Source organism: Fulvimarina pelagi HTCC2506, from assembly GCF_000153705.1.
In the GTDB taxonomy this organism is placed as follows: Bacteria; Pseudomonadota; Alphaproteobacteria; order Rhizobiales; family Rhizobiaceae; genus Fulvimarina; species Fulvimarina pelagi.
The window spans coordinates 472,625-488,884 of sequence record NZ_DS022272.1; the positions used below are offsets into that span (position 1 = coordinate 472,625).

20 protein-coding genes are annotated in these 16,260 nt (G+C 60.2%); 11 read left to right on the top strand and 9 right to left on the bottom strand.

What is annotated here, in order from left to right; all coding sequences use genetic code 11:
• Nucleotides 1–339: 339 nt before the first annotated feature.
• Nucleotides 340–531 (bottom strand): hypothetical protein, encoded by a 192-nt coding sequence (locus tag FP2506_RS02185; RefSeq protein WP_040488847.1) that lies wholly within the window; start codon nt 529–531, stop codon nt 340–342.
• A 265-nt stretch (nt 532–796) separates the two neighbouring features.
• Here FP2506_RS02185 and FP2506_RS02190 point away from each other — a divergent pair, with 265 nt between their 5' ends.
• From FP2506_RS02190 to FP2506_RS02200, 3 genes are all read left to right on the top strand, one after another.
• A complete protein-coding gene (locus FP2506_RS02190) occupies nt 797–1,510 on the top strand; it encodes a glutathione S-transferase N-terminal domain-containing protein (protein WP_007065733.1) in 714 nt (237 codons plus the stop codon).
• Between the two features lie 88 nt (nt 1,511–1,598).
• Nucleotides 1,599–1,823: a tautomerase PptA gene (gene pptA / locus FP2506_RS02195; protein WP_007065734.1), complete on the top strand. Its 225-nt coding sequence runs from the start codon at nt 1,599–1,601 to the stop codon at nt 1,821–1,823.
• Nucleotides 1,824–1,901: 78 nt separating this feature from the next.
• Nucleotides 1,902–2,831 (top strand): DUF1194 domain-containing protein, encoded by a 930-nt coding sequence (locus FP2506_RS02200; protein WP_148227446.1) that lies wholly within the window; start codon nt 1,902–1,904, stop codon nt 2,829–2,831.
• A gap of 13 nt (nt 2,832–2,844) precedes the next feature.
• Here FP2506_RS02200 and FP2506_RS02205 read toward each other — a convergent pair whose 3' ends face one another.
• From FP2506_RS02205 to FP2506_RS02215, 3 genes are all read right to left on the bottom strand, one after another.
• Nucleotides 2,845–3,138 (bottom strand): hypothetical protein, encoded by a 294-nt coding sequence (locus FP2506_RS02205; RefSeq protein WP_210160423.1) that lies wholly within the window; start codon nt 3,136–3,138, stop codon nt 2,845–2,847.
• A gap of 182 nt (nt 3,139–3,320) precedes the next feature.
• On the bottom strand, nt 3,321–3,968 hold the full coding sequence (locus tag FP2506_RS02210; RefSeq protein ID WP_007065737.1) for an exopolysaccharide biosynthesis protein: 648 nt from the start codon (nt 3,966–3,968) through the stop codon (nt 3,321–3,323).
• A 167-nt stretch (nt 3,969–4,135) separates the two neighbouring features.
• Nucleotides 4,136–5,320 carry a patatin-like phospholipase family protein gene (locus FP2506_RS02215; protein WP_007065738.1) on the bottom strand — a complete coding sequence of 395 codons (1,185 nt, stop codon included), beginning with the start codon at nt 5,318–5,320 and terminating at the stop codon, nt 4,136–4,138.
• 229 nt (nt 5,321–5,549) lie between these two features.
• Here FP2506_RS02215 and FP2506_RS18895 point away from each other — a divergent pair, with 229 nt between their 5' ends.
• The 3 genes from FP2506_RS18895 (at nt 5,550) to FP2506_RS02230 (ending at nt 7,335) form a co-directional block, all read left to right on the top strand.
• Nucleotides 5,550–5,696, top strand: a complete 147-nt coding sequence (locus tag FP2506_RS18895; RefSeq protein WP_007065739.1) for an entericidin domain-containing protein — start codon at nt 5,550–5,552, stop codon at nt 5,694–5,696.
• A 692-nt stretch (nt 5,697–6,388) separates the two neighbouring features.
• Complete coding sequence (locus tag FP2506_RS17845; RefSeq protein ID WP_202814191.1) at nt 6,389–6,850, top strand: helix-turn-helix domain-containing protein; 462 nt, start codon at nt 6,389–6,391, stop codon at nt 6,848–6,850.
• Nucleotides 6,847–7,335: a DUF6456 domain-containing protein gene (locus tag FP2506_RS02230; protein WP_007065742.1), complete on the top strand. Its 489-nt coding sequence runs from the start codon at nt 6,847–6,849 to the stop codon at nt 7,333–7,335. The genes FP2506_RS17845 and FP2506_RS02230 overlap by 4 nt, the downstream gene beginning before the upstream one ends.
• 18 nt (nt 7,336–7,353) lie before the next feature.
• On the opposite strand, the gene FP2506_RS02235 is transcribed toward FP2506_RS02230, so the two are convergent.
• The 3 genes from FP2506_RS02235 to FP2506_RS02245 form a co-directional block, all read right to left on the bottom strand.
• Nucleotides 7,354–7,776, bottom strand: a complete 423-nt coding sequence (locus FP2506_RS02235) for a SufE family protein (protein ID WP_007065743.1) — start codon at nt 7,774–7,776, stop codon at nt 7,354–7,356.
• A 58-nt stretch (nt 7,777–7,834) separates the two neighbouring features.
• Entirely contained in the window at nt 7,835–8,404 is a 570-nt protein-coding gene (locus tag FP2506_RS17850) for a DUF5330 domain-containing protein (protein ID WP_007065744.1), read from the bottom strand.
• Nucleotides 8,405–8,598: 194 nt separating this feature from the next.
• The gene (locus FP2506_RS02245) at nt 8,599–9,498 is read right to left on the bottom strand and encodes a DUF1499 domain-containing protein (RefSeq protein WP_007065745.1); all 900 of its coding nucleotides are present in this window, start codon (nt 9,496–9,498) and stop codon (nt 8,599–8,601) included.
• 293 nt (nt 9,499–9,791) lie between these two features.
• Between FP2506_RS02245 and ettA the strand changes: the two genes are divergently transcribed.
• The 3 genes from ettA (at nt 9,792) to FP2506_RS02265 (ending at nt 13,172) form a co-directional block, all read left to right on the top strand.
• Entirely contained in the window at nt 9,792–11,441 is a 1,650-nt protein-coding gene (ettA, locus tag FP2506_RS02250; protein WP_007065746.1) for an energy-dependent translational throttle protein EttA, read from the top strand.
• Nucleotides 11,442–11,996: 555 nt separating this feature from the next.
• Nucleotides 11,997–12,389, top strand: a complete 393-nt coding sequence (locus FP2506_RS02260) for a response regulator (protein ID WP_007065748.1) — start codon at nt 11,997–11,999, stop codon at nt 12,387–12,389.
• Nucleotides 12,390–12,551: 162 nt separating this feature from the next.
• Entirely contained in the window at nt 12,552–13,172 is a 621-nt protein-coding gene (locus FP2506_RS02265) for a DedA family protein (protein WP_040489314.1), read from the top strand.
• Between the two features lie 12 nt (nt 13,173–13,184).
• Here FP2506_RS02265 and FP2506_RS02270 read toward each other — a convergent pair whose 3' ends face one another.
• Both FP2506_RS02270 and tsaA read right to left on the bottom strand, forming a co-directional pair.
• A complete protein-coding gene (locus FP2506_RS02270; protein WP_007065750.1) occupies nt 13,185–13,559 on the bottom strand; it encodes a DUF2293 domain-containing protein in 375 nt (124 codons plus the stop codon).
• Between the two features lie 2 nt (nt 13,560–13,561).
• Nucleotides 13,562–14,056: a tRNA (N6-threonylcarbamoyladenosine(37)-N6)-methyltransferase TrmO gene (gene tsaA / locus FP2506_RS02275; protein WP_007065751.1), complete on the bottom strand. Its 495-nt coding sequence runs from the start codon at nt 14,054–14,056 to the stop codon at nt 13,562–13,564.
• Nucleotides 14,057–14,181: 125 nt separating this feature from the next.
• Between tsaA and FP2506_RS02280 the strand changes: the two genes are divergently transcribed.
• Nucleotides 14,182–15,195 (top strand): ArsR/SmtB family transcription factor, encoded by a 1,014-nt coding sequence (locus FP2506_RS02280; protein ID WP_007065752.1) that lies wholly within the window; start codon nt 14,182–14,184, stop codon nt 15,193–15,195.
• 68 nt (nt 15,196–15,263) lie between these two features.
• A complete protein-coding gene (gene metF, locus FP2506_RS02285; protein WP_040488848.1) occupies nt 15,264–16,178 on the top strand; it encodes a methylenetetrahydrofolate reductase [NAD(P)H] in 915 nt (304 codons plus the stop codon).
• The last annotated feature ends 82 nt before the right edge of the window (nt 16,179–16,260 follow it).

Here is a 16,260-nt window from a genome sequence, read left to right on the forward strand (position 1 = left end):
GTCCGGCGCGCGAGATGCGCAGAATTGCGTGTTGACCGGCGGAGACAGTCTCCACTGCCGCTTCATTGATTGAGGTCGATCCCGCGGAGCCGGGCATTCTCTAATGCAGGGCGATCGCGCCCTAACTGAAGCTATCGTATGTGCAGCTTTTCCGGTGTCTCACTAGGGAGCACGCCCGACCGCTAGAGTAGTCTTTTCTTCGCTGAACAGTTGCGCCTGAAGGCGTCTCTTGGGGTCGTGCTCGAAGGCCCCACTAACGGGCTAAAGAGAACGTGAGACCAACGGCGATCGTTGCGCGGGTTGGCAGCATCCGCCAGAGGCGCATACGCGCCCGAAAATTCAGAACTTTGCAGTCGCAGAGAGCGGCATCCGCTCGATCTTGCAGACAATGCCCTGAGTGTAATCACAGTGATCGCCTGCGATAGACGCCACAGCGCTGTTCGGACGTTCGACCGTGTTCTGAGCAAGCGCACTCATTGCCATACCGAAGAGAGCTATGAGTGTCGTTACGAACGAAAGTCGCTTAACCATGAGCGTTTCCCCCTTTGTCGTACCGTCTGTCATGTCATGCCAACCTGTACCCAGGCTGACTGCGGGGGTGCGAATGTCCGATTTTATGAACGCTGCGTCCCCAACCCCACATTGGCACCGTCCCCACGGCACCTAGCTGCCACCTAGCATAGACCACGGATGGTGGCAAAAATGGGCCGAAACAATGACGGCAAGGACTTTTCTGGCCTTAGAGGCGCTTTCCGTGGGCGAATGTGCGGCATTTTTAAGCGAAGGGTAATCATTTATGACGAGCCAAACCAAACCGATCGAGCTTTACTTCTGGCCGACCCCGAACGGCTGGAAAATTTCTATCATGCTCGAAGAGCTTGGCGTTCCCTATGACGTAAAGTTCGTCAATATCGGTGCGGGAGATCAATTCGAGCCGGACTTTCTGAAAATCTCCCCGAACAATCGAATGCCGGCAATCGTCGATCCAGAAGGCCCTGGCGGCGAGCCGGTGTCCATCTTCGAATCCGGAGCGATCCTGCAATATCTCGGACGCAAGTTTGGCCAGTTCTATCCGCAGGGCGGCCGTGAGCAGATTGCGGTGGAGGAATGGCTGTTCTGGCAGGTCGGCGGTCTCGGTCCAATGGCCGGGCAGACGCACCACTTCCGCAACTATGCGCCGGAAAAGATCGCCTACGGCATCGACCGCTACACCAACGAGACCAATCGCCTCTATGGCGTGATGAACAAGCGGCTTGCCGCGAACGAGTATCTCGCGGGCTCGCTCTATTCGATCGCGGACATCGCCTCGATCGGCTGGGTGGTGCCCTACGAGAATCAGGGGCAGGACATCAACGACTTCCCGAATCTCAAACGCTGGTTCGAAACGATGCTCGCGCGGCCGGCGGTCGAGAGGGGGCTGGCGCTTGGTAAAGAAGAGCGCGAGAAGATGAAACTCGAAAGCGACGAGAAGGCGCAAAGCATTCTCTTCGGTCAGCGTGCCAGAGACTGACTTGGGCCATCCAGGGTAACCACCAATCCGCGCTCCTGAGGCGAGTTTCGTTCCAGCCGAGCGTTCAACTTCGAGAGGCCGTCGGCCGATGCCCCATGTGACAATCAAGCATTTTCCGATCGATCTCGACGACGAACGCAAAGAGATCCTTTCCAACGAGATCACAGCGACCATCATGAAGGTGTTCGGGTCTCGGGAGGGCGCGGTTTCGATCGCGCTCGAGGCCGTTGAAAAGGATCGCTGGAAGAGCGAAGTCTACGAGCCTGATATTCAGCGGTGTCCAACGTTTCTTCTAAAGAAACCTGACTACTGAACGTAAACTGAGTCTGGTTCGCGCCTATTACGCATTCGTGTCTTGCGCGCGATGCTCGCGAAGGGTGAGCTTGCAAGCATGTCAGGACTTCTTGACCACCTTGCACCGCTCGCCCTGCGGCGTGTCGGCCTCCTGGTCGCCGTGTTCTTCGTATGCGCATTGCCGACCGAGGCCAAAGCGCAAGGACGCGGCCTCGGCGATTTCAGTGCTGGATCAAGTGCGTCGATGGACGACGGCCGGCCGGTCGATGTCGAATTGGTCGTTGCAGTCGATGTCAGCTGGTCGATGAGCGACGGCGAACAGATCATTCAGCGCGACGGTTATGCAGCGGCTTTCAGATCTCAGGAGGTCCAGGATGCTATACTGGATGGGGTCCACGGTTCGATCGCCGTTACTTACGTCGAGTGGGCCGGAGAGTTTTCACAAGCCACGGTCATCCCTTGGACTTTGCTCGATTCCAAGGCCAGCGCGGATGCTTTCGCCTATCGCTTAGCGACGGAGCCGCCCAGCCGGAGACGGCGGACCTCGATTTCCGGCGCCGTCGGCTACGGCGCCCGGCTATTTGAAGAAAACGGATTTTCCGGCATGAAAAGGGTGATCGACGTTTCGGGAGATGGGCCCAACAATCAGGGTCCTGCCATCACGAATGCGCGCGATCAGGCGGTGGCTGCTGGGGTCGTCATTAATGGTCTGCCACTGATGACAGCCGACAGATATACATCCTGGGCGGCAATCGACAATCTAGACGACTATTACGAAACGTGCGTCATCGGCGGCCAGGGCTCCTTCGTTATCCCGGTCAACGACTGGTCGCAATTTCCGCAAGCAGTGCGCCGCAAGCTGGTCCTTGAACTTGCCGCCGACTGGCCGGTGGACAGGACCGATCCGCGGCATCCTTCATTCGACGCGCCGGTCGTTCAAACCCAGCAATCCGGTGACGTCGACTGCCTTATCGGCGAAAAGCTGTGGCAGCAGCGCCAGTGGCGCTGGCTCGATGACGACCGGTAGGAACCGCTATTTTCTATTTCGAGAGGCGCTTACGATTGGCCCGCACGCGCTTGCTGTAGGGCTTTATGGCAGCGGACGCGACCGTATCCATGGATTTCGCCAGCGGATTGGCGCTCATCATCGCGAGCGGGACGTCCATCGCCGCCTTGAACATCGCTTGATTGAAGGCGAGCGCAGACTGCTGAGCCGCCGCGACCTTTTCGGCGACCATTCTCTGAGTTTCCCGCCTTTCCTTTTCGCTCGGCTGAGGTCCAGCCATTGCCATCTGCATCATGCGTGCGCCAATGACGAACGGAGCGCCCAGCATGATCGCGTTTGTCTCGATCATGGATTTGGGAAAGAAAGGGACGGCGGAGGTGCTAGTTCTGCGTCTGCGTTTGGTGGCCATCGAGTTTGCGTCTCCTTCTAGCGGGTGTCGTGACCGGAAACGCACGAAGTCCGATTTCGGCCCATCCCATCGGCAAGAAATCGAAGCAAACTGGGGATCAATCAGAACATGTGAAGCAGTGCGAGCACCGCGCCGCCGTAGACGCCGACCAGAAAGAGGACCGATGCGAGACCGAGGATCGCCGCGGCAATCAGCCACAAGCCGTCGCGCGCTGTGATCGCGATGCCCGCGATCGCGATGGCAATGCCAGGTGCCATGTTGGTAAGCGGGAAGGGGATTGTGACAATCAACGCAAGGAACAGGCAGACCCAGCCAACGAGACTTAGCAGCATAGCTTCGGGCTGAGGCCAGAGCCGGTGTCGGGCAAGTCTTTCGGCACGGCGGATGAAAGGACCGATCCGCGTCATAAGCGAGGCGAGCGTTTCCGGCTTGAGGCTGATCTTGCGCACCCGCTGGGGCAGCCAGACCTTGTGGCGACCTAGAGCAAGCTGCAGCGTGAAGAGGATCAGCGGCAGGCCGAAGATGGTGGAGGCGCCCGGTGGAAGTGGCACGAGGTTGAGGCTTCCGAAGAGTACGAAGAAGGCCCCAAAAGCCCTCGTGTCGAAGGCGAGCGAAAGATCCTCGATCGTGGGGTCGCTTGCCGTCCTGCGATTGGAGAACGCCCTGAGGATCGCCGAGATCCGCCTCTGCCGCTTGCCTTTGCGCCGGCGGAATTCACGCCGGATACGGGAGAAGGCAAGGGGCGACACGGATACTGACTCTCATTCCTGATTGGTTTCGAAGCGGCCTTCTGAGTGTTCGGGCCTTGCCCGAGCTTGACCACTCGTAGTCCTACGATGTCTGCAATCGACGACTTGCGTCGATGCGGCGCCATTAGACAGAATCTAATGTTAAGTCGAGGTCTGGAGCCGTTTCGTCAAGATGAACGGCGCTGACCGACACCGTTCGATCGGCCATGTGACAGATCCTCTCCGGTGCCGAGGTCGAGGACCTCGATTGCGATGTCGGGTTTCTTCCGATTGATATAGGCCGGATGGTTGAGGGTGCGCATGGCATCCTGATAGCCGTCGCTCCAGCGTTCATCGATCGTATGACGCGAGAATTCGTAGTCCTTCGACCCGCGGCTGTGTTCACGCGCCCGGTTGATGAGATGGACCACGGTGACCGAGGCGTCGGTTTCGTGTTCGCTTAGGAAACGCGCGTCGGCATCGTCCTTCAGCGTATCGGGCAGTTTTTGGAGAAGCCGGTGGACCGCGCGGCGCTCGCATTGACGCTCTTTCACATAGTTGGTGACAAGTCGCGTGCGGCTGGAATAGCGGATGTCCTTCTCACGCTGCGAAACGTCTTCGATCGTTTCCGGCAACTCGCCGCGCGAAGAGAAGAGATCGATCTGAAAAGCCACCATGTCGTGTACGTGATCGCGCTCCAGGACGTATTGCAGCGGCGTGTTCGAGACGATGCCGCCGTCCCAGTACCATTCACCGTCTATCTCCACTGGCGGGAAACCCGGCGGTAGCGCTCCGCTCGCGATGACATGTTCGGGCGCGAGCCGGGTGTCGGCGCTGTCAAAATAGCAGAAGTTTCCAGTTCGCACGTTTACGGCGCCGAGGCTCACGCGTGGTCCCTCGTCGTTAAGATAGTCGAAGTCGCAGAATTGCAGCAGCGTGTCCCTGAGCGGCGCCGTGTCGTAATAGCTGAGGTCGCCGGGGTCGTTGCTCGGGAACATGTAGGTCGGCGGAAAGCGCGGCCTGAAGAAACCGGGAATGCCGAGCAGCGCCGAGGCAGTGGCGCTGCCCTCGTTGAAGACACTGCGGGCGACGACGCCTGGAAGCGGCGGATCGAACGTCACCAGCGACGAGATGGTGTGCCAGAAGCCGCGCAGCGCCTCCACGCGACGCTCCGGCGGGTTGCCGGCGATCAGTGCCGCATTGATCGAGCCAATCGAAATGCCGGCGATCCAGTCCGGCCGAGCGTCCCGTTCGGCGATCGCTTCGAAGACCCCGGCCTGGTAAGAACCGAGGGCGCCGCCGCCTTGAAAGACGAGGACGAGAAGCTCACTCGGGTGGGAGATTGCCGTGTCGAGGGATGCCTGACTTGTCACGATTGGCTCTCGCTGTTCGGTAGGCTGGATCTGGAGTAGGCCGCCCGTTCGCGGCGCTCGTTCCGCAATTTGTTTCGCACTGCGGCAAATTCCAACATGTTCCTCGAATAATCCTTTGGAGACAGTTCGAGCGACACCGGTAGCCAGGCAATCTACTCTTTGGGGAACCGGCAAGATCGTTCAAGCATTTGAGAAAAGCACGATTCCTGTCACCGCAAAGGCGCCAACGATGACCATCAGATTGACCGCAGCTTTCATACTCCTCGCATCGCTCTTTGCCCTTGGTGCCTGCGCCAATACAGTTCGCGGCGTCGGCGCCGATGTCGGGAACACCGTGGATGCCGGTGAAGCCGCGGCCAATGATATCGTCTACTGAGAACAGCTCACCATCTGGTTCGGCAATTTCTGACCGATCGACGAAAGGCGTTCCGCTTCTGCGGGGCGCCTTTTATTATGTTCCCTGGCACCGGGTCGGCGCTCACCCGTCCGTCCTCCTATTAGCAGCCGATGGAGACGCGCCAGCGCGGCGTGCCGGTTGATGTCGTAGCGGGCGTCGGAAGTTCGGGCGAACCGCTTCATGGTCGCAAGTTCGCGGCGGACCCTTTCGACTAGCGTCGCCCGTTCATCATCCGGGATTGCCGAAAGAGTAGGTCCGAGTGCGCTCGCATCGCATTCCTGTCGAGAAAACCGAGTCTTCGGCATATTCCGTTCATTCAGACGGATTGAGGCCACCACGTCGCTCAGACCGGCGTTCATAGCGATGAAGCCGAGCTCGGCTACCTCAAGCGGAATCTGATGAGCCCGCCGGCAATTTTCGGCATAGGTTTTTGCCGCCTGTCGAAGCGCGGCCTTGAGTTTTCTTTCGTCCATGCAGTCCTGCCGTCAGGGTTGATCACCCTCATAATCACGGCATGCGATTGAGATGAGGAAAAAATACCTATTAACTAACGCCTGTGTTCACGATCGAGGCGCGCGTATCCCCCGCGGAAAAGGTTCGCAGGAAAGCTTGTGTGAAAACCGCCGTAGCAATATAGGAAAATTGTCCCCGTCATGAGAAATGGCTTCTCAATGAGTTCAGTCACACTCTGGAAGGACGCCATGAACCGAATTTTGGAAACCCATCAACCAGTTTTACCGGCGAAGTCTGTGCTGCCGGCCCTCGATCCGGGCAAGGACCGGCGCCTCAGCGCGCAGGAGGACGCCAAGCTCTGCCGCGTCGCCATCGCTATCGCGGCCGTGTTTCTCGATATCGATCCCGAAGCGATAGAGAAGCCGAACCGATCGCTCGCACCGGTCTGCGAGGCACGGCATGTGGCGATGTACATTGCTCATGTCGTTTTTCAGGTTTCACTCATCCGCTCCGGCATGGCTTTCGGTCGGGATCGGACCAGCATCGCCCATGCCGTGCGGCGGATCGAGGATCGCCGGGACGACCCCGAATTCGATGCGCGGATCGGCCATCTCGAACGACTGGCTCACCTCGTGCGGAGCGCACTCCTCGAAGATAGCGCACGGAACTGGCTTGCATGAACTTTCAGGCGGAGAAGGATTGGGCGGTCACACGGCTATCCGTCGAGCGGGGCCGGCAGCCGGCCTTTTTGTCCGAGGCCGAGCGTGACGCAGCGGAGCGTTTGCGGGCTGACTACACCCGTGGTTCGTTGATGCCATCGGTCGCGCAGAGTTGGAACTTCCAGCCGCGCGAGAGGTCGGTGCCGGGCGGGGCGCGCGATCTCTCCGACAACGCGATCGACGCGCGGAACCGGATCGAGAAGGCGGTTGCAGCGATCGGCCCGGAGCTTTCGGACCTCGTCCTCGATGTGGCCTGCCATCTGAAGGGGCTTGAACTTGTCGAGCGGGAGCGCGGCTGGCCGGCACGCTCGGCCAAGATGCTTCTGAAGGCGGGGCTGGGCATCCTCGCCCGCCATTACGGCTTCACCGGCGCCCCAGTTCGCCGTGCCAGCGCCATGCGGACATGGAGGCAGGCCGATGCAAGGCCGAAGATTGCTAACCGCTAGGAACCGCGGTCAGGCGGATCAGACGCTTTCGAGCGCGGCGTTCGCGTCGCGCTTGATCCGGTCGACCATCGCTCTCAGACCGTTCGAGCGTTGCGGTGTCAGATGCTCTTGAAGGCCTATCTCGTTGAAAGTGGCGCTCGCATCCGTCTCGATGATCTCCGGCGCGGTTTTGTTGGAGAAGAGCGCGAGCGCAATCGCCACGAGACCCTTCACGATATGGGCATCTGAGTCCCCGCGAAAGATGAGGCGCGGCGGCGAAGACTGGTCGATCTCACTGACGAGCCAGACCTGACTGACACAGCCTTGGACTTTCGTCTTGTCGTTCATCTCCGCCTCGTCCATGGCGGGCAACGAGCGGCCGAGTTCGATGAGGTAACGGTAGCGGTCTTCCCAATCGTCCAGAAATTCGAAATCAGAGAGGATGTCCTCGATCGATTGCAAGGAAGGCCTCCTTCGTGGCTCTGCGTATGTCCGGCATATAGACCGGCGCATGCCCGATTTACAGGCCGGGACGGGAGCGCGGCGTCGGAACCGCCGAGAGGGTAGGGGTACTCATCCATGCTTCGGTGCCCGCCTCCTTCGACGGCACCGCAGGTGATGCATCGGCTGGCGTACGGCGTCCGGCAAGATCGGCGGCTCTGCGAACCGCGTCGACAAGTTCGGGTGAGATTTCCCCCGCCTCGATTCGCCCGTCCGTTTCGACGGCGCGGAACAGTTCATTTAGCAGCGCGGGATGGATCGCGGCCCAGTCAGTCCCAGGGTCGGCTTTCTCGTCGCTGATGGCCAGACCCTCAGCGGCATTCGTTGTCACGCTCGGGCCTGCGGCGTCGAGAGCCACTGCGAATCCGCTTTCGACCCGATCGAGCGCGAACTGGCCGAGTTGCGAACCAACCTCGCAAGCTTCCGGCGCGCGGGTGCAGAACCCCATGACATCCTCGACGGCAGCGCGCATGCCCATCAGCCCCTGAAAGGGATCGAGTTCGACATCCTCCTCGCCCGAGCCAAGGCCGGGAATGAGGAGCGAGGCGAGGCCGATCACGAACGCCGATTTGAGGACGAAACGAATCATCGAACTTTACCGGAGGCGATCCCTGATCCTGAGGACTAAAGGTCGGCTCTCAAAGCCGCGTCGCCAAGGGCAGACGTCCCTCGAGCCACATGATTAGAACGCGAATTTGATAAGGAACGGTTCCGAGGGATGCCTTTGCTCGTCCATGTCTCGCGCGACCTTGAGCCGCCATGCGCCGAAGAAGCGGCAGGCGATCAGCTAGAGACATCTTCCTCGCCGGCCATGGCGAGGTCGAGCGCGGTAAAGAAGCTTTCGATGAAGCGGCGGTTCTGGCCGAAATCATAGGCGATCTCGCGGGAGGCCGCGCGAACGTCGACGATGGTGCCGTTGCCTTCGGCAAGGATACGGACCGTCACGTCGCTCGGCAGGCCGAGCAGCCAATCGGACGCAGTAGCCTCGACGTCGTAGGCCTCGCGCACCGGCAGGTCGAGTCGGTCATCGACACTCTGAGTATCGACACTATCACGCGGGGTCGGGAGCGGCACCGCGCCGCTGTCGCGGATGACGCCGAGCGGATCGTCGGTCGTGTCCGATCCGTCTTCGGCATCTACAGCCAGGATCTCTTCGATCCTCCATCCGGAATCGAGTGCAGCCGTGCGCGCCGCTTCGACCACTTCGACGGGCGGAGCGGCGTAGCGGCGGGCGGGGATTGCAGCAGCCGCGGCCGCAACGGTCACCGGCTGGCTGCCACTCGCTCCGTCCCCAGCCGTTTCCGTGGTAGCGAAGCCGCCAGTATAAGCGATGTTGGTGGCCGGATTTTCCGCGGCCAGCATCGCGATGAACGCGAAAGGCAAAAGACCGATAAAGGCAATGAAGGCAGCGCCGAATGCACTCGATCCGCCGCGTGCTGCCTGAAACCAAGCCCGCGCCATACCGGTCAGGCCGACGACGAGGGCGACGATGAGCATGGCACAGGAGAGCGAGAGCGTCGCCGTCAGTGCGGTCGTGGAAATGCCGCCCAGTCGATAGAGCGGGATGCCAACGAGGAACAGCGTGAGCCCGAACCAGGCGAGCTTCTTCGCCGGTTTCGCAAGGCCGAGCCGAGGCCGGACGAAATGGCCCTGTGCTGGCAGGAAGAGGGTTTGGCGACTCATGGACAGTGACCGGTGTACGTCTCTCGATGATATCTCGCCATCGAAGCGCAATGAAAACTTCGCAGACAATGTATGGCGCCCCGCCCACGCGCAAGGGCTCCACGGGCACTTGAAGCGAGTTCGGGCCCGCCTGTTGCCTTCCTGAGCAACCGTTTTGAATAAAACGGTTCCAGAGACCTGCTTCAGACGCGTCCAATCGCTGTTTCACCGCGTTGCGAAACGCTGTCCGATGGCTTAGATCGGTCGCGACTCCAAATCCCGCATTTGACCGATATCGGAGAGCCAAGCGCGCCATGGCACGCCAATTCATCTATCACATGTCCGGCCTTTCGAAGACCTACGGCAACAAGAAGGTCCTCGACAACATCCACCTCTCCTTTTACCCGGACGCCAAGATCGGCATTCTTGGGCCCAACGGCGCCGGTAAATCGACCCTCCTCAAGATCATGGCGGGCGTCGATAAGGAATTCACGGGCGAGGCCTGGGCGGCCGAGGGGGCGACCGTCGGCTACCTGCCGCAGGAGCCGCAGCTCGACGGAACGAAGAACGTCTTCGAGAACGTGATGGAGGGTGTCGCCGACAAGCAGGCGATCCTCGATCGCTACAACGAACTGATGATGAACTATTCCGACGAGACGGCGGACGAGGGTGCTAAACTCCAGGACATCATCGACAGCCAAGACCTCTGGGATCTGGAGAACCAGGTCGAGATGGCGATGGACGCCCTGCGCTGCCCGCCGGGCGATGCCGAGGTCGGCCCGCTCTCCGGCGGCGAGAAGCGCCGCGTGGCGCTGTGCAAGTTGCTCCTGTCGAAACCCGACATCCTGCTCCTCGACGAGCCGACCAACCATCTCGACGCCGAAACCATCAACTGGCTGGAAAAGCACCTTCGCGAATACGAAGGCTCCGTCCTCATGGTGACGCACGATCGCTACTTCCTCGACAACGTCACCGGCTGGATCCTCGAACTCGATCGCGGCCATGGCGTGCCCTACGAGGGAAACTACTCGGTCTATCTGGAAAAGAAGGCCAAGCGCATGCTGCAGGAGGGCCGCGATGACGATGCCCGCATGCGGGCGATCAACCGTGAGCGCGAGTGGATCAGCCAGGGCGCCAAAGGCCGTCAGACAAAGTCCAAGGCCCGTATCCGCGCCTACAACGAGCTCGTCGAGGCCGCCGAGAACCGCAAGCCGGCCGACGGCAAGATCGTCATCCCGACGGGGGAGCGCCTTGGTCAGAAGGTCATCGAGGTCGACAACCTCACCAAGAGCTATGGCGATCGCGTGCTCATCGACGGCCTCTCCTTTAAGCTTCCGCCCGGCGGCATCGTCGGCATCATCGGTCCGAACGGCGCGGGCAAGACGACGCTGTTCCGTATGATCACCGGTCAGGAGGAGCCCGATTCCGGCAAGATCGAGATCGGCGAGACGGTCGACCTCGGCTACGTCGACCAGAGCCGCGACGATCTCAACGCCAACAAGAACGTCTGGGAAGAAATCTCGGGTGGCGTCGACATCATGAAGCTCGGCAAATATGAGATGAACTCCCGCGCCTATGTGGGCAATTTCAACTTCAAGGGTCCGAACCAGCAGCAGAAGGTAGGCACGCTTTCTGGCGGCCAGCGCAACCGCGTCCATTTGGCCAAGATGCTGAAGTCCGGCTCAAACGTCATCCTCCTCGACGAGCCGACCAACGACCTCGACACCGAAACCCTGACGGCGCTGGAAGACGCGCTGGAGGAATATGCCGGCTGCGCCGTGGTCATCAGCCACGATCGGATGTTCCTCGACCGCATGGCCACCCACATCCTCGCCTTCGAGGGCGACAGCCACGTGGAATGGTTCGAGGGCAATTTCGAGGACTACGAGCAGGACAAGATTCGTCGTCTTGGACCGGAAGCTGTGAACCCGAAGCGGCCAACATATAAGCGGCTAACACGGTAACTTTCGAACCGGCGGCGATGGATAGGACTTCGCCGCTGTGTTCCGCCTAAGTTGTGTTGGTCCTCTGGCGGGCCGTCGGGCGCGGCCTGCAGGGCTCACTGAGGCGATACTGAAGGGCGTATTTTGTGCTTCAGATACGTCAACACAATATGATCGAGACACAGCGGCGATTGCACACTGCTCGATCGTCTCTTCCTCTGATTTCTGAAGATCTGAGCGCAAGTACTGGGCGGACCTGTTTTTCGGCAATGGTGTCCGACCGACTACGTGTGCTTTAGACGAACGCAGCTTCACGCCGCTCGCTGAAGCGGTGGGTTCGAAGCGATACGTTCCATCGAAAAAGATCCGCGCAGGTCCGCGGTGGCGACAGATTGCTGCGCTTCGCCTGGTTCGCGACGTTTCCGGACCCTGGGGCCAAGACACAGACGGCCGCCTGTGGCATCAGGGTGCTTATATGCATCGCTAGTGATCAATCCGGCCGCGCGCTCACGCTGAAACTTGGCGAACGAGGCTTGCAGTACCGGTTCGAGATCGTTCAGACGGGGGCAGGGGACATTGAGACGTCAATCACATAAGTCGACGGAAACCATTTCCGGCCTCTCGGTCTTCGTTGTTGAGGACGAGGGCGTAATCGCGATGCAACTCGAGGACTCGCTGATCGAGGCTGGCTGCGAAGTCGTAGGACCGGCCATGCGACTGAAGGTGGCGCAGCGTATGGTAGAGGCAGATACGAAAGTCGGCGTTGCGGTACTCGACGTCAATCTTGGCGATGCAACTGTGTTCCCCATCGCCGAATCCCTTCAGGATATGGGCATTCCGATCGTCTTCGCGACTGGATACGGCCGCGAAGGCGTGCCCTATGAGTGGACGCGTTATCCGATCCTCCAAAAGCCCTATACGGCGCGGCAAATTGAAGAGGCAATCCTCACGGTGATTGCCACGGAGTGAGCGGTACGCCGCTTTCTTTGAGGGAAGGCCACCGAGGTCCGAAACCCTGAACGCGCCTTTTCTTCGAAGGCCCTTTTTCCTGCGTCCCACCGCCGTATGTGCCGCCTCTCGGGCACTCTCTCAGCCGCCTGCAACGATCAAGACCAACAGAACGGGATCCATATGGACGCCTTCGTCAGCGAGATGATGAACACGCTCGGGCCGTTCGGCATCGCACTTCTGATGTTTCTGGAGAACATATTCCCACCGATCCCGTCAGAGCTGATCATGCCGCTCGCCGGCTACGAGGCGGCGACCGGTTCAATGAGTATTGCGACCGTCATTATTTCGGGCACGATCGGTTCGCTGCTTGGCATTATTCCCTGGTACTACGTCGGAGAATGGATGGGGCTGCGCAGGACCAAGCGATTCGCAGCCAAGCACGGCCGCTGGATTACCATGGGGCCACAGGACGTCGACAAGGCGAATGACTGGTTCAATCGGCATGGCCCGGAAGCAGTACTGTTCGGCAGGCTCGTACCGACCGTCCGTACGCTCATCTCGGTGCCGGCCGGCATCGCCCACATGTCGCTCTGGAAATTCCTGATTTATTCGGCGATGGGCAGTGCGGTCTGGACGAGTCTCCTAGCCTTCGCAGGGTATTTTTTGCGCTCTCAATACGAAGCCGTCGAAAACTATGTCGGTCCAGTGTCGAACGCCGTCCTCGTGATCATTCTGATTGTATATCTTTATCGAGTATGGACGTTCGATTCGGAATCGGAGAACACGGCCGGCGGAAGCTGACGGCCCCCTCAACTATTGCCAATCGACAATCTCGTCAGCCTCTGCGGGCTCGCCGCCATCGACCGGGTCCTCCGGCCGCTTCTCTTCGTCCGCATCCGGATCGAGCCGGCGAGAGGCGCCCCAATCGTCGAGGATATCGTTGGTATCGTCGAGGACGAAGAATCGCGCCGCATCCTTCTCATAGCCGTCGTTCATCAACTCGTCGTAGTCGGTGTGCTGGTGCCGGATATGGGCGATCGTCGCGAGCCAGACGGCCACCTCCGGCTTCAGACCACGCATGTGCTGGGCACGGGACGCCTGGCGGATCGCTTCGGCGTCGAGGAACGGCGCACGCGGGATAAGGGCGGTGACCGCCCTCTTGATCAGCCGGTGGCGCTCGGTCGCCATTCTTAGCCGTCGCCCTCGGGCGGTGTATCGACGCTCGCGAGATAAGGCTTGATGTCGATCAGCGGCGTGCCGTCTAAAACGTCGACAGCATCGATTTCGAGACGACCGGCTGTCTGATCGACGGAGAGAAGTTTGACGAGATGCAGCCCGATGGGGTTCGGACGCACCGGCGAGCGCAGGGAGAACGTGCCGCGCGGAGCCTCGGCATGGCGAGGCATCTGAAGTGCAAGGTGGCGCTCGGCCCGGTCGAGGAACGATAGCAGGATGACATGGGCGCCGCTCTCGATGCCGGTCAGCGCTTCTTCGAAAGGAGGAAAGATCTGAACGGCCGCCGCCTCGTCCCGCTCACGCGCCTGGCGCAGGTTCTTCGGGCAGTCGCGGCGCTGCTTCCACGGTGACTCGATGCGGCCGATGAACCGCAGACCGGCGTCCCAAGGCCGGTCTTCGGAAAACGAGAAGCGGACTTCGCCCTCTCTTGCGGCCGCGTACTCAGTCATCGGAGAAGCCTTCCCAAATACTGCGTTTCCGTGATCCGGACCGCGAAATCGATATCAGAATTCATCCCTTGCGAACCATTTTGAAATCACATAAACATATCTTTATGTCGATATAGGAGACCGCAATGGCTTCGGCCCCGACACTCGATTTCGAACGCATCGTCGATGTCCTCAAGGCATTGGCTGAGCCCACCAGACTGCGCCTCGCTATGGTGCTGAAGTCGTGCGACCTGACTGTCAGTGAATTGACGACCATTCTCGGTCAATCGCAACCGCGGATCTCGCGTCACCTCAAGCTTATGTCCGAATGTGGCGTGCTCGAGCGCTATCAGGAAGGGGCCTTTGCCTATTTTCGCGTGGCCGACCGGCACCCTGCTGGAATTCTCGCGCGTTCGCTGGAAACTGGAATAGAAGTGGACGACGCGATCATCCGCAAGGACCGCGAGCGCCTCGAAGAGGTGAGGGCAGATCGGGCTCGCCGTGCCGCCGATTATTTCGCGCGAAATGCCGAACATTGGGACAAGATACGCGCGCTGCACGTGCCGGATGCCGAAATTGCTGCTGCTCTCGACCGTGTTCTCGGCAAGCAGCGGATCGGGACTATGCTCGACATTGGCACCGGCACGGGTCGGATGATGGAGATGCTCGCAAATCGCTGTGAACGCATGCTCGGTGTCGACACCTCGCGCGAGATGATCTCGGCAGCCCGCGCCAAGCTTGACGACGCGAAGGTCAAAAATGCGCAGCTTCGCGTCGGCGACGCCTACAATCTTCCCGCAAACGGCGAGACCTATGATCTCGTCGTTCTTCACCAGGTGCTGCATTACCTTGACGAGCCCATGCGCGCCGTGCGTGAGGCGTCCTCGGTGCTTGCGCCGGGTGGCCGGCTGGTCATCGTCGACTTCGCGCCGCACGAGATGGAATTTCTGCGAACCGAACACGCCCATCTGCGCCTCGGATTTCCCGAGGACAGCCTCAAGAGCTTTCTGGACGAGGCTGGGCTCGAAACCCGTGCGGTCGAGCATCTGCGCTCCGGCGCGGCGGAAACCGGCGGGCTCACCGTCACCATCTGCATCGGCCAGGATCGGCGCATGCTTCTCGCGCCGGACGAGGTCTACCCTTCCATGGCCGTCGCCTGAACTCGTCCAGTCAGCCGTAAACCAAGTTCATCAGCCGGGCACCGGCGAAGAAACGGAGATCAGAAAATATGTTGAAACCGCGTCCGACTTCGCAGCCAATTCGCGTCTCGTTCGAATTTTTCCCTCCCAAGACGGAAAAGATGGAGCAGACCCTTTGGCAATCGATCGAAAGGCTCGCTCCTCTACAACCTGACTTCGTCTCGGTTACCTATGGCGCCGGCGGTTCAACCCGCGAACGCACGCATCAGACGATCGAGCGCATCCTGAAAGAAACCAATCTTACTCCGGCCGCACATCTGACCTGCGTCGACGCCTCGAAGGAAGAGGTGAACGAGGTCGTGCGTCAGTACCGCCAGACGGGGGTCAAGCATTTCGTCGCCTTGCGCGGCGATAGCCAGCTCGGCGTCGGCGAGGAGTGGCATGGCCACGAAGACGGCTATCGCAACGGTGCTGAACTGACAGAGGGTATCAAGGAGATCGACGAGGATATCGAAGTGTCTGTCTCGGCCTATCCGGAGAAGCATCCGGAGAGCGCCGACCTGATGACGGATATCGATCTCTTGAAGCGCAAAATGGATGCGGGCGCGACGCGCGCAATTACCCAGTTCTTTTTCGATAACGATACCTTCGAGCGTTATGTCGAGCGCGTGCGCAAGGCGGGTATCTATATCCCCATCGTTCCGGGGATCGCGCCGGTGCATAATTTTACAAAGATTGCCAGCTTCGCAGGCAAGGCGGGCGCTTCGATCCCAGACTGGGTGCAGGCCCGTTTCGAAGGACTGGAAGACGATCCGCTGACACATAGCCACGTGGCGGCGGCCTGTTGCGCCGAACAGGTGCTCGACCTGTCCCACCGCGGCTTCTCGGACTTCCACTTTTACACGATGAACAAGGCCGATCTCGTCTATTCGATCTGCCACATCCTCGGCCTCAGAGGCCGTCAGGCCGAGACGCCGGTCGCCCTGCAGGATGCAGCTGAGTAAGGTAAACCTTTCAGCACGGCCATGAAAAAGGCCCCGGATCAGGACGATCCGGGGCCTTGTTCGTGTGGACTTGGCGGTCGCG

Excerpts from the sequence above, each read along its gene's own strand:
- FP2506_RS02185 (WP_040488847.1), bottom strand. The coding sequence starts at position 531 with ATGGTTAAGCGACTTTCGTTCGTAACGACACTCATAGCTCTCTTCGGT.
- FP2506_RS02190 (WP_007065733.1), top strand. The coding sequence starts at position 797 with ATGACGAGCCAAACCAAACCGATCGAGCTTTACTTCTGGCCGACCCCG.
- pptA (WP_007065734.1), top strand. The coding sequence starts at position 1,599 with ATGCCCCATGTGACAATCAAGCATTTTCCGATCGATCTCGACGACGAA.
- FP2506_RS02200 (WP_148227446.1), top strand. The coding sequence starts at position 1,902 with ATGTCAGGACTTCTTGACCACCTTGCACCGCTCGCCCTGCGGCGTGTC.
- FP2506_RS02205 (WP_210160423.1), bottom strand. The coding sequence starts at position 3,138 with ATGCTGGGCGCTCCGTTCGTCATTGGCGCACGCATGATGCAGATGGCA.
- FP2506_RS18895 (WP_007065739.1), top strand. The coding sequence starts at position 5,550 with ATGACCATCAGATTGACCGCAGCTTTCATACTCCTCGCATCGCTCTTT.
- FP2506_RS17845 (WP_202814191.1), top strand. The coding sequence starts at position 6,389 with ATGAGTTCAGTCACACTCTGGAAGGACGCCATGAACCGAATTTTGGAA.
- FP2506_RS02230 (WP_007065742.1), top strand. The coding sequence starts at position 6,847 with ATGAACTTTCAGGCGGAGAAGGATTGGGCGGTCACACGGCTATCCGTC.
- FP2506_RS17850 (WP_007065744.1), bottom strand. The coding sequence starts at position 8,404 with ATGATTCGTTTCGTCCTCAAATCGGCGTTCGTGATCGGCCTCGCCTCG.
- FP2506_RS02245 (WP_007065745.1), bottom strand. The coding sequence starts at position 9,498 with ATGAGTCGCCAAACCCTCTTCCTGCCAGCACAGGGCCATTTCGTCCGG.
- ettA (WP_007065746.1), top strand. The coding sequence starts at position 9,792 with ATGGCACGCCAATTCATCTATCACATGTCCGGCCTTTCGAAGACCTAC.
- FP2506_RS02265 (WP_040489314.1), top strand. The coding sequence starts at position 12,552 with ATGGACGCCTTCGTCAGCGAGATGATGAACACGCTCGGGCCGTTCGGC.
- FP2506_RS02270 (WP_007065750.1), bottom strand. The coding sequence starts at position 13,559 with ATGGCGACCGAGCGCCACCGGCTGATCAAGAGGGCGGTCACCGCCCTT.
- tsaA (WP_007065751.1), bottom strand. The coding sequence starts at position 14,056 with ATGACTGAGTACGCGGCCGCAAGAGAGGGCGAAGTCCGCTTCTCGTTT.
- FP2506_RS02280 (WP_007065752.1), top strand. The coding sequence starts at position 14,182 with ATGGCTTCGGCCCCGACACTCGATTTCGAACGCATCGTCGATGTCCTC.
- metF (WP_040488848.1), top strand. The coding sequence starts at position 15,264 with ATGTTGAAACCGCGTCCGACTTCGCAGCCAATTCGCGTCTCGTTCGAA.